The organism is Rosettibacter primus (assembly GCF_036860675.1).
GTDB lineage: Bacteria > Bacteroidota > Ignavibacteria > Ignavibacteriales > Melioribacteraceae > Rosettibacter > Rosettibacter primus.
Window position 1 is genome coordinate 74615 of the sequence record NZ_JAYKGK010000003.1, and the last position, 12415, is coordinate 87029.

A 12415-nucleotide genomic window follows, 5' to 3' on the forward strand; every position below is an offset into this window, starting at 1 on the left:
AATAAATAAATTCACAAATTTTGTGTCAAAAAATATAGTTTATCACTCGCTTTGTCAAGTAATTATTACAAATTTTCTTTTAATCAATTCTCGCCATTTTTTGTGATTTCAACAACATTAAAAAATTTTTCATTTGCAATATTATTTCTTCTTATTAATTTTATAATAGACAACTAAATATTCTGAAAACAAAATACTTTATCATAGAAAAATATTTAATGAATAAATTTTCCTGTCTCTGAAGATTCAAAGATTTTTCCTTTCCGGTTTGAGAGGCAACAATTGAATTATAATAAATGAAAACAAATCTTAGGTATTTTGTTTTCTTTTATTTCTTGGTTGTTACTCTAAGTTTCTCTCAAACCAATGTACAGGGCACAATTAATACAAACACTAACTGGACAATCAGCAACAGCCCTTACAATGTTACAGGTTCAATAACTATTCGTGATGGTGCAACACTTACAATTGAAAATGGCGTTGAAGTTAGATTTACTACATCATCTTATATAACTGTTGGTTACAGTCAATCTTCAAAAGGGGCATTGATTGCTAATGGTGTTATTTTTAAAGGAACGCAGTCAAGTGATGCAAAAATTTACTTCAAAGATGCTTCAGCAAGCGGAACATTTGATAATTGTACTTTCGATAATACCTATCTCCAAATCGAGAATTGTGATGTTTTAATCAATAACACAAATTTTGGCAATTGTGTTTTTCCAATCGAATTAAAAAATGGAGGAAAAGTAACTCCTTCTAATCTACATTTATTATCAAACAATAATAATTATGGAATTTTATTTCATGGAGAAATTAATGCAGATTATAATCTAAAAAATTATAACATTCCTTATTTCATTGATTACTTAACAATTAAAAATAATTCAACTTTACAAATCGAATCAGGTAATGAAATTTATTTCACATCATCAACTCCAATTACAGTGGGTTCATCTTCTTCTTCAAAAGGGACTCTCAATGCAAGTAATGTTTATTTTAAAGGCACTATTTCGAGTGATTCTAAAATTTATTTTAAGAATCAATGTGGCACAGGTAATTTATCAAATTGCGCTTTCGATAATTCATATTTGCTGATTGAAAATACAAATGCATCAGTATTCAGCTGTATATTTAAAGCTGTTAATTATCCGATAATTCTTGAAGATGGAGCCATAATAACTGTAAAAGATTTAATATATGATACAAATGTTTCTTATCCAGGAATTTGTTATCAAGGCACTATTAATAAAAATGTAATCATTAAAAGCGAAAATTCACCTTATTACATTAATTCACTATTAATTAGAGATAATGCTACACTTACAATCGAACCAAACACAAAAATTTATTTCCCAACCAGTTCTGGAATTACAATTGGCTACAGTACTAGTTCTAAAGGCAATCTTATTGCTGATAATGTAGATTTTGTTGGACTATCAAGCAGTGATGCACAAATTCAAATAAGTTATAATTCTGCTGCACAGTTTAGTAATTGTCTTTTTAATAATGTTTATCAAAACATTGATAACTCATCACCGGAAATAAAAAATTGCAGATTTACAAAATCAAACTATGCAATTGTTACAAGAAATAATGCCAATCCAATCATTCTAAATAATGATTTTTATAATAACACTTATGCAATAAAAAATTACAGTTCAACAACATTGATTGCAAAAAATAATTTCTGGGGAGATCCTACTGGACCAACTCATTCAAACAATCCAAATGGAATTGGGCAAAAAATTGATGGATTAGTTGATTATCAACCTTTTTCAACAACACCATATAATGGAAGCATTTCATTTTCACTGTCAGAAAGCGAAATTGACTTTGGTGAAGCAGTGCTTGGTTCTTACATTGAAAAAATTGTGAAGATTATTACGAGCACGGGTTCAATTGATTTATTTATAAACAAAATTGAAACAGATAATAACTTATTTACTTTCAGCACCTCACCACCTAAAAACAAATGGGTTACAAAAGCTGAGACTATTTCAGTCAAATTAAAATTCAATCCGCAATCTGCAACTAATGTACAAGGCAACTTACTGATTTATAATAACATACAAGACAATTCACCTATATCTATTCCTTTGAAAGGAAAAGTATTATCAAAAATTACTACTACACCCGAAACTTTATCCTTTGGTCTTGTTGATTTGAAAGACAGCAAAACAATTCCTTTAATTATTACAAACAGGTCATTGCAAAGTGTTACAATTGACTCAATAAAAATTACAAATAATCATTTCACTTATATTTTAGGGGCAAATCAATTAATTCTTTCATATGATGAAACAATAAATTTAACTCCTGATTTCTCAATAAGAACTTCAAAAGAATTAGCATCTCTATTTTATCTTTCACCTAATAAATCTAAGGAACTGCTCGTTACTTACAAACCTTCAACACGAGGAATTGATAAAGGTAAATTGAAAATTTATTACAATTCTAATCAAATCTATGAAGTTGAATTAAGCGGTGAAGGTTATGCTGCACCACTTTCAGCAAAGATTATAAATCTGGATATTCAAAACTTTCCGAATTTACAATTGAATGTATCTGTAGATACTTTCTATAATGCCATTAGTACATTATCACTGCCAAACTTTCAAGTTTATGAAGATGGAATACTTCAAACAGAAAATTTTAATATTATTCAGCCCGGACAATCAGGTAATGCAAGATTAGCTGATATTATTTTCATTATGGATAACAGCGGAAGTATGGGCGATGAGCAATCAGCGGTTTCAAATAATGTTATAAACTTTGTAAATAATCTTGCTGCTTCTAGCGTTGATTATGCACTTGGATTGTGCAGATATGGTGCTTCAGCAAATTCTGGTAATCCTATAATTGAAAATAATGGAATACTTGTAAGTGACCCTGAATACTTTAAAAATAATTTGTGGACATTAAATAAAACCGAGGGTGGAAAAGAACCCGGATATTTTGCAATCAAACAATCAGCTTCGTCATTTTCATTTAGACCAGGTTCACAAAAAATTTTGATAATTATTACAGATGAAGACCCCAATCAAGGTGGTGCTACTATTGATGAAGCTGTTAACTCCTGTCTTGAAAATAATATTACTCTTTTTGTTTTAACTAACTTAAATCTTTATTCAAAATTTATTCCTATTACTAATGTTACAAATGGTAGTATATTTGATATCCATTCAGACTTCAGCCAGATATTAAATTATATTTCAAACAATATCTCGAGCAACTATCTTGTTCAATACAAATCTTCTGACCCTATTGCAAAAAATGAAAAAAGAGAAATTGTAGTCACTGTTAATTTTAACACTCACATAAGTTCAGATACAATTTATTACAATCCTGCATCTATGCCAAAAATACAACTTACAGATTCATCATTAGCTCTTCATAGAAAAGCATGGACAGAAGGAACATCATTCAAAATTAGTGCAGTGATTACAGATGAAATAGAACCATTTGTTGTTTCTGTCAAACTTTTTTATAAAAAAACTAATCAGAACTATTACAGCAGTGTTCAAATGATTAAATATGGTGAAGATAAATACTATGCAATTATCCCTTCGCCGGTGGTTAAATCTCCCGGAATTGATTATTACATTACAGCAACTGATGGCAATGTTACAGTTTCTGAGCCAAAGACTAATCCCGCACAAAATCCATATCAATTAGCAATACTTCCAAATGTTGCACCCAAAATTCAACACAATATTGTTGAAGCATCATCAAAGAATACGGCAATAAATATTACTGCAATAATTACAGACAGTACAAATAATGTTTCTGAAGCTAAACTTTATTACAGAAAATTAGGACAAATTACATATCAAACTTTACAAATGAATTTTAGTCCACCCAATTCTTATTCAGCAACAATTCCTCAGCAATTTGTTGGTAATAATGATATTGAATATTACATTAAAGCAACAGACGATTTTGGATTAAGTTCTTATCATGGAACAATTGATTTGCCTCATAAAATTTCAATTGTTGCATTAAATATTAATGCTCAAATTGATACTCTTCTGCCTGGTCCTTCTATAAAAAATATTCAAGTTCCTAAAAATGGAGCAGGCTATTGTTATTTCAAATTAACTTCAAATGGCAATCAAGTATTTTCTAATTCAAAAGTAAAAGCACTTTTAATTTCTTCTAACAGAAATATTAATGTTGAAGGAATGTTTTTGAAGAGAGGAGTTTTTCGACTGGATTTGCCAGGATATTTGTTTGTAGATTCTGTTATGACTTTTACTTTAGGCAATGGAATTACTGTAAGCGACACATTCTATTCATTCAACTCATCACAATATGAACTTAGAATAAAAAGAATTCCGTCACCTTTTCAAAGAACATGGACAGTTTTTGCAAGTGGAAGTGCAGGTGTTAGTGGATCTGCAGGTTCAATTGGTGCCGGTGTCTCTGCTTCTGCTGCTAAGTTATCAGTTAAAGGGGAAGCTGGAGGTGGATTGGAAATTCAATTAAATCAAGATAAAAATATTTCCCTCGATAGAAGATTGGAAGCAAGTCTTACTGCCGAAGTAAAAGTTCCCGAAGCAAATATAGCAGTAGGCTCTGCTACAGTATCTACTACTTCATCTACTGTAAAAACTTTCTTTGGACAAAAATTTGGATTTACTCAATTGAACTTAAGCACCGAAGAAATTAAAATGGCTCAAGCTGGTTTCTTATTGGAAACAATGTCTTTTGCAGGAATTGGACTTTCTCCAGGTGTTGGTGCGATTCTTTCAGCATTAATTGAAACATTAAATGCTACAGCAGGAGTCTTCCCGATATTTAATGATGCCTTAATAAAAACTTACTTCGGTTTAGGAATAGAGGGTTCAATTGGGGTAGGTTTGCAATCAAAAATACAGGGCATCGAGTTAAATGCTTTAAATCCATCTGTGGGAATTGCAGTAGGACTCAAATTAAATAATTTCAATCGGTCTCATCCATCAATTACCGATAATTCTGCTGGTTCTGTTGAACTTAGTCAGGCATTTAATTTTAATTTTTCTGCTCTTGATTTCGGTTTGAAATCTCAAGACAATTTTGATTTAAGTGGAGGAAACTTCAGCTTTTTTGATGCAGGAATAGGAGCCGAAGTAACAGTTGAAACAAAAATTAATCCATCTCTGAATTTTAATGGATTGAGTCTTGCGCTCAAAGGAGGAGGAGGCTTAAATCTTTTTAATGCTTCAAGAAATAAATATTACAGCACTACATTCGATGTCCCAAAAGAGCTTTATCCAAGTTTATTACAAACAGGCAGTAAGATTTTAGGATTGTTTACTAAAAATACGAGTGTCCCTTTTGGTTCTGATATTCTTTCTGAGGTTACAAAAGCTATTAGGAATTCTTATAATCCGACCATTCCAATTGATATTACAACCTCAGAAATCAGAGGGAATGGATATGCTCTTAATCTTGGCATTGACCTTGATGCAGCTCTTGGTGTTGGTGTAGGATTATCATTTGGAATTAATGGAAAATATTATGATGAAATCACTTTCCCGAGAAAATTTTCTAAAGCTTATTCAAACGGAGAAAATTATTTAATCTATACAAATGAATATTCAGACGAAATGGAAAGCGACAGCTTTTCTTCAATTCTTTATGATTTGTTCTCAGGTGTCATTCCCTTAGTTAAACAATCATTTCTAAACATAATCAATACAGTTGAAAAAATTATTGTAGCCGGTCAGGAGTTTATTATTGATGTTGCTTCTGATGTTGGAGATGTAATTGGGACTGTCGTAGGCACTGCAGTCGATACAGGGGAAATGATAATTACAACTATCGGTTCATATCTTCCTTCTTTTTATCAAGCAGAACCTTTTCAATCACCTAAAGTAATTAGGATGAATAGATCTGCCACAGTTTATCATTTTTCAACAAAGAATAAATATGAATTATATGAAAGCAATCTCGTTTTAATTAGTAATATAATGAGTATTGCATTTAAGAAAAGCGGAGAAACAGTATTGCAGGATACAATGAAATCACCTTATACTATTAAGATGATTATTCATCCTGAACAATTACAGAAATTTAATTTGAGTATGGAAGATTCATCAAATATTAAAATATATTATTATGATAAAAAACTTCTCAACTGGGTTTATCTTGGAGGTGAACTTAAAAGTGATACTGTAATTGTAAGCACAAATAAACTGGGAGAATTTGCATTAGGAATTGAATTAACAAGTATATCAGATAAAGAAGCACCTCAAGTAATTGATTATGGACCAAAACAAAATTCTATAGTTGATGTATATCCTGAAATTTATGCAGTTGTTAAAGAAAATAAATTTGGCTCTGGTTTAGATATAGCAAATTCGAAAATATTGATTAACGGTAAAGAAAAAGAATTAATGTATGATCCATCAACTTCAAAAATATTTTATAAAGCAACAAAGGATGACATTCAAAATAATGCTACAAATTATGTAGAAATTATTGTTTATGATTTTGCAGGTAACTATACAAAAATAAATTTTGATTTCAGGGCAATAATTACATCTTTAACTGAAGAAACACACTCATACGAGTATAAACTTTATCAAAATTATCCCAATCCATTTAATCCAGCAACTCAAATAAAATTTTCTCTTGCAGAAAAATGTAATGTTGAACTAAACATTTATGATGTAAGGGGAAGATTAATTAGAAATTTATTTAAAGGTGAATTAGAAGCTGGATATCATAATGTTGAATGGAATGGAACGAACAATCTTGGATACAATGTAGCAAGCGGAATTTATTTCTATCAGTTAAAAACTGAAAAATATAATGTTGTGAAAAAGATGTTACTTATTAGATAAAGGTGCAAAATGAAAAAAAATATTTTATCACTTGCTTTATTTTTCAGCTTATTGAGTCAAGTATTTAGTCAGGATTATTGGCTGAAATCAAATGGTCCTGCTTCTGAACCAATAAGCTCGCTCATAGTTAATTCGAATGGATATATATTCGCTGGAACTTATGGGAAAGGAGTGTTTCTTTCAACAGATAACGGTAATAGCTGGCTGCAGACAAGTTTATCTGACAAATGGGTAAATTGCATGGTCATTAGTCCAAATGGAAGCATTTTTGTAGGAACTGATAATGCTGGAATTTATCGTTCAACTGATAATGGTACAACTTGGACTACTGTAAATAAGAATATTGCCTGGACATGGATTTGTTCCTTTGCATTCAATTCGAGTGGTCACATTTATGTTGGAACTATTATGGGAGGATTATATTATTCAACCGACAATGGCGATAACTGGAACCCAATTAATATTAATTTACAAAGTGCAACTATAACATCAATAATCTTTAATTCTAATGGAGATATTTTCATTGGTACTGATGGACATAGTATTTATCGTTCGAAGGATAATGGAGTTACATGGACAAAAATTGGCTGGACTGGAGCTAAAATATATTCTTTTATTATCAGTCGTAGCAATAAAATTTTTGCAGGAACCGCTGAAGGCATTTACTATTCAACTGATAATGGTGATACCTGGAACCGTGTTTTCGATTTGAATCTTATGGCTACAGTTACTCGTTCGTTTGCAATTAATTCGAGTGGTAATTTATTTGCTGCAGCAGATGGCGGAGATTTCTGGACATCTTTAAGTGGCGTTTATATTTCTACGGATGATGGCAATAAGTGGACTCAACTTAAATCAGGTTTGACAGACATTCCAGTTTATTCTCTTGCAGTTGATTCTAAAGGATATATTTATGCTGGAGCAAAAAATGGTTATGTATATCGTTCTGTAAATCCAACAGCTCTTGTTAAAGAAAAATATATCACCAATTCATACTCTCTCAAACAAAATTATCCTAATCCATTTAACCCAAATACAACGATTGAATACACAATTGGGAAAAGAGCGTATGTTAAGTTAAGTGTATACGATTTCTTAGGAAAACTAATTGCCAATCTTGTCAACAAGATTCAAGATGCAGGCACATATAAAGTCAGTTTCAATGCGTACAATCTATCGAGTGGTGTTTATTATTACAGAATTGAAACAGAAAATTATAATGAATCAAAACAAATGATTCTTTTAAAGTAATGTTAATAAAAGCAGGGGGTAATGCAAATGAAGAAACACTTGTTTTTTTTCATTTTGATTTTACTTTGTTTTTTAATTAGCAGCTGTGATAAAAAAGACGATTTAATATCATCAAATCAAGAAGAAGAACTTACAGTTACTATGCCGCGGCCTAAGGGGTGGTTACTCGGCACATGGACAGCAACTATGAACCGTTATCTTCAAGGTGGAGTTGAATCAGCTTTTGCAGGTAAAAAAATTAAATTGGTTTTAACAAAAGAACATACTCTAAATATTGGTTACTGGTACGAGGGTCAGTTAATTTTTGATGATGGTTCACCTAATGCTGTTACATTTAATTTGAAATCCCCTGCTGAGCAGCCTGCAAATTACATTGAATGGATTTATGATAAAGCTTATGACATTGAAAATCTTTATCTTGAAGTTAAAAAAAATGGCAATAATTATATTAAACTAACTACTACAAATTTAGGAACAAAGGGGATATCGCCTGTAACTATCTCATTCGATTGGGAAATTAACATAAATGGAATTTATGAAAGTGCTTACTTCTTTAGTCCAATTGTTTTCGTTAAACAATAATTAAAACTCTATCAATAAATGATAGATTAATAAATAAACTAAATCACAAATTAATTACAGGAGTAAGCTATGAGTCGTATAATCAAAACTATTTTGGTATTTATTTTCTTATTCAATTTTGGTGTAACTGCACAAACTGATATTGGATTGAAAGGTGTTGGAGTGAAACTTGGTTATGTTGCCCCTGAAGACCCAATAGAAAATACAATTGGATTTGGTGCAGCTGCAAATCTTGGTACAATTACTTCAAACATTCATTTAGATGCGGTTGTAGACTTTTGGTCAAAAACTTATGGTGATTTAAGTCCATATGGTAAAGCAGATTTTACTTTTACTGAAATTACTATTGCAGCATTAGGAAAATATTACTTCCCATTAGAAAGTTCTTCTTTAAAGCCTTATGCTGGGGCTGGGATTGGATTTGTTATTGGCAGAACATCCTTCGAATATAATATACCTTACATTGGTTCTGGTTCTGAAAGTGAATCGGAAACAAATATAGGTTTCAGAGTTTTAGGTGGAGTAGATTATAAATTATCTCCTCAATTAAATGCTTTTGCTGAAGTATTTTATCATACAGACGGAGCTGACTTTTTAGGAATCTTTGCTGGGGTAGTTTATTGCCTTGGCAAGTAATTTTTAGTAATTAATTTTAGACTATATAACACTGATGGCCTTGTTCCGAATATTTGAAAGGTCATCAGTGTTATTTTTATCACTAAATAAAAATTTTTTGAATTTTCCCTTTTGTTAATGTGTTACTATTCGTAATTTTAATTTAACAAAAAAGGAATCAATATCATGGAAATTACACATATTGAGCATATAGCAATAGCAGTTAAACATTTAGATGAAAAAATTAAATATTATGAAAGTGTACTTGGCTTAAAATGCGATTCAATTGATGAATCAAGAACGCAGAAGACAAGAACTGCTTACTTCACAATTGGCCAAACTAAAATTTATCTGATTGAATCGACAGAACCTTTTGGACCAATCGGAAGATTTATAGAAAACAAGGGCGAAGGTATTCATCATATATCGTTTGCTGTTAAAGATTTAGTTGGTGCACTAAAGGAAGCTGCATCAAAAGGAGTTCAATTAATTGATACCGAACCTAAATTAAGTCCTGAAGGTTATAGATATGCATTTTTACATCCAAAATCTACACATGGAGTTTTAACACAGCTATGTGAATTGCCAAAATAAATGATTAAAACATCATCCTGAAATTTACTTTTGCATTTCTGTTTATACATTTTATATTGCTGCATCAAACAAATAAAAAGTGATATCTAAAACACTTATGCCCAGAAAAATTTTAAGATTCATCCCGATCTTTCTTTTATTTTTATTCACAAATTCCATTGCACAGGTTGATGCAGAATACTGTGCTAAATCAAAAATAAAATATTATGAAAAAACTCTTTCGTTATTAAAAACTAATTATTACAGCGATACTACTATTGATGTCACTTATTACAAATTAAATTTATCTATCGACTACAACACAAAGAATATTCAAGGAATAGTTACAGTAAAAGCAAAATCATTAAAAGAAAATTTAAGCAGCTTTTATCTGGATTTTTATTCTAATTTTAAAATTAACCGGGTCGTCAGCAAAGGAAATAATTTGAATTATTTGTTGACCTCCTTTAATCAATTAATAATCTATTTAGATAAAAACTATTCTTTAAATGAAGAAATTGATATTGAAATATCCTATGAAGGAATTCCAGATATAAGTGGAGGAATAGGAGGAAGTTTTGTTTTCGATAAAACTCCTTACGAACAACCCGTTATCTGGACATTGAGCCAGCCTTATGGAGCTAAAGATTGGTTTCCATGCAAAGATACCCCGGCTGATAAAGCAGATTCCTCTGAGGTGTGGATTACAGCTGATTCATTCTTTGTTTCTGTTTCTAATGGCAAACTTATCGAGATTGTAAATAATCATGATGGAACTAAAACATACAAATGGAAAAACAGCTACCCGATAGCTAATTATTTGATTTCTTTAGCAATGACAAATTATTACAAATATGAAACTCCTTATGAATATGAAAGTGGAAAATTTCTGCCAGTAGACCATTATATTTATCCGCAAAATTTATTGAACTATAAAAGCAAATTAGACTTAACAAATGATATGCTTCGCATCTTTTCTGAAAAATTTGGGCAGTATCCATTTTTAAGAGAAAAATATGGACATGCTGAATTTGGATTTGGTGGCGGAATGGAACATCAAACTTGCACATCATTAGGTGCTTTTGTTGAAGATATAATTGCTCATGAATTAGCTCATCAATGGTTTGGTGATAAAGTTACTTGCAAAGACTGGCATCATATATGGCTCAACGAAGGTTTTGCTACATATGCAACAAATATTTATTATGAAGATAAATATGGCAAAGAAATTTTTATGGATAGAATCAATTCAATGATGAGTTCTGCTAAAAAAGCTATTGGTTCAATTTATGTTCAGAATATTAACAGTGTTTCAGAAATTTTTAATCATAATCGGTCTTACAATAAGGGGGCTGCTGTACTTCATATGCTGAGAGGAATTCTTGGTGATGAAAAATTTTTCCAAACTTTACAAGAATATTTATCTGAACCTAATTTAGCGTATTCTGTTGCTACGACAGAAGATTTTCAGAAAATTGCTGAAAGAGTTTCGGGATTTGATTTAAAATATTTTTTTGATGAGTGGATTTACGGCGAAGGTTACCCTCAATACTTTTATAATTGGGATTATATTGAATCAGACAACAATAAATTTATTTTAAATCTTACTATTACTCAAAAACAAAATACGAAGCCGCAATTTTTTACAATGCCAATTCAAATAAGAGTAACAACATTTGCAAATACATACACATTTAATTTGTTCAACAATTCACAAACTCAACAGTGGCAGCTCGAAGTTGATGGTGAACCGATAAAAGTAGAACTCGACCCTGATAACTGGATTTTAAAAGATGTTATCGAAAATTTAACTTCGATTGAATTTGAATCCCTCCGTTCATTTATTCTCTTTCAAAATTATCCTAATCCTTTTAATGCATCTACTACAATAACCTATCAATTACCTTCTGATTCTTTTACTAAATTAAAAGTATATGACATATTAGGCAGAGAAGTAGCAACTTTAATAAATGAATACAAAGATGCAGGAACTTATAAAGTAGAATTTTCAGCTGATAAATATGAGCTATCCAGTGGAATATATTTTTACACATTAAAAGCAGGGAAGAATTATATAGTTAAAAAGATGATGCTGGCGAAATGATTCTGTCAATATTACCAAGATTATAAGAATCGTAAAACGAAACATAGCTTCGTGAGGAGAAGACAAAAATTATAACAAAAAATTCTGATAAGGAAATAACATAATAACAGTCATACTAAGTCTGCTGCAGGCGGACGAAGTATCTCAACAAAAAAGAATAATACAGTCATTCTGAATGGTGCGAAGCTAAATGAAGAATCTTTTAAAAACAAAAAACTGTGATTAGATTCTTCGTCGACCACCTATTGGTGGTCTCCTCAGAATGACAGAAAAATATATATCATTTTGATGAATTATTTTATGTTATTAAAAAAATTAAAGAAAATATTCAGGAAGTAAAGATTCTGAGGCTTAAAGTCCCTCTCTTTTTAAGAGAGGGAGTTAGGGAGAGTTCTTTATAATGATTAATTGTGATAAAGTCTAAAATCGAAGAATCTCTTTGAAATGTAATATTGGTATTATG

Annotated in this window: 6 protein-coding genes; all 6 read left to right on the top strand. The window is 30.7% G+C overall.

The features are described 5' to 3' along the window. Window positions 1-296 precede the first annotated feature (296 nt). The 6 genes from VJY32_RS05140 (at window position 297) to VJY32_RS05165 (ending at window position 11952) form a co-directional block, all read left to right on the top strand. On the top strand, window positions 297-6827 hold the full coding sequence (locus tag VJY32_RS05140; protein ID WP_353676825.1) for a vWA domain-containing protein: 6531 nt from the start codon (window positions 297-299) through the stop codon (window positions 6825-6827). A gap of 9 nt (window positions 6828-6836) precedes the next feature. After that, window positions 6837-8078, top strand: coding sequence for a DUF6242 domain-containing protein (locus VJY32_RS05145; protein ID WP_353676826.1), 1242 nt, complete (start codon window positions 6837-6839; stop codon window positions 8076-8078). A 27-nt stretch (window positions 8079-8105) separates the two neighbouring features. Further along, window positions 8106-8660, top strand: a complete 555-nt coding sequence (locus tag VJY32_RS05150; protein ID WP_353676827.1) for a hypothetical protein — start codon at window positions 8106-8108, stop codon at window positions 8658-8660. 69 nt (window positions 8661-8729) lie between these two features. After that, window positions 8730-9296 carry an outer membrane protein gene (locus VJY32_RS05155; RefSeq protein ID WP_353676828.1) on the top strand — a complete coding sequence of 189 codons (567 nt, stop codon included), beginning with the start codon at window positions 8730-8732 and terminating at the stop codon, window positions 9294-9296. 165 nt (window positions 9297-9461) lie between these two features. Further along, the gene (gene mce, locus VJY32_RS05160) at window positions 9462-9869 is read left to right on the top strand and encodes a methylmalonyl-CoA epimerase (RefSeq protein WP_353676829.1); all 408 of its coding nucleotides are present in this window, start codon (window positions 9462-9464) and stop codon (window positions 9867-9869) included. A gap of 97 nt (window positions 9870-9966) precedes the next feature. Then, window positions 9967-11952: a M1 family aminopeptidase gene (locus VJY32_RS05165; protein WP_353676830.1), complete on the top strand. Its 1986-nt coding sequence runs from the start codon at window positions 9967-9969 to the stop codon at window positions 11950-11952. Window positions 11953-12415 lie beyond the last annotated feature (463 nt).

Coding starts and splice junctions, on each gene's coding strand:
- VJY32_RS05155 (WP_353676828.1), top strand. CDS start 8,730: ATGAGTCGTATAATCAAAACTATTTTGGTATTTATTTTCTTATTCAAT.
- VJY32_RS05145 (WP_353676826.1), top strand. CDS start 6,837: ATGAAAAAAAATATTTTATCACTTGCTTTATTTTTCAGCTTATTGAGT.
- VJY32_RS05140 (WP_353676825.1), top strand. CDS start 297: ATGAAAACAAATCTTAGGTATTTTGTTTTCTTTTATTTCTTGGTTGTT.
- VJY32_RS05150 (WP_353676827.1), top strand. CDS start 8,106: ATGAAGAAACACTTGTTTTTTTTCATTTTGATTTTACTTTGTTTTTTA.
- VJY32_RS05165 (WP_353676830.1), top strand. CDS start 9,967: ATGCCCAGAAAAATTTTAAGATTCATCCCGATCTTTCTTTTATTTTTA.
- mce (WP_353676829.1), top strand. CDS start 9,462: ATGGAAATTACACATATTGAGCATATAGCAATAGCAGTTAAACATTTA.